The following is a 514-nucleotide window of genomic DNA, read 5'->3' as shown; positions in this document are numbered from 1 at the left end:
TTCTGTTGCCGTCGTTACTGATAAGAACATCGAAGAAAGCATGGTCACTGGCTTAGATGATATCTTTGAGTACACGCCAGGAGTCACGGTTAAGACAAACTCGCGTCAAGGTGTCCAGAGTATCAATATTCGAGGTATCGAAGGTAACCGAATTAAGGTTCTTGTTGACGGCGTATCTCAAGGTAACCAGTTCGAATCAGGGAATACGTTCATTAACTCTGCTCGCGTTAACGTGGATACCGACCTAATAAAAGCGGTTGAAATTGTAAAAGGTGCAGCGTCGTCTCTGCATGGTTCTGACGCAATTGGTGGCATTGTTGCATTTGAAACCAAAGATCCGGCTGATTTCCTTAAGGGTCGTAACTTTGGTGGCCATGCGAAGTTCAACTACTCTTCCGAAGACAATACATTCAGTGAATCTGTTGCACTAGCGAACAAAACTGGCGATTTGGAATCTCTAGTTGCCTATACGCGTCGCGACGGCAATGAACTGGATAACTTTGGAGATCTAGCA

1 protein-coding gene is annotated in these 514 nt (G+C 44.9%); it reads left to right on the top strand.

The genetic code is table 11. The annotated features are described in order from the left end of the window. The coding region (locus tag R7R78_RS29565; protein ID WP_225475020.1) for a TonB-dependent receptor plug domain-containing protein at positions 1-514 on the top strand (514 nt) is incomplete at both ends.

This window comes from Vibrio sp. 2134-1 (genome assembly GCF_033339495.1).
Note: the sequence above shows the minus strand (reverse complement) of the source record. Positions and strands in the feature narration are given on the sequence as shown.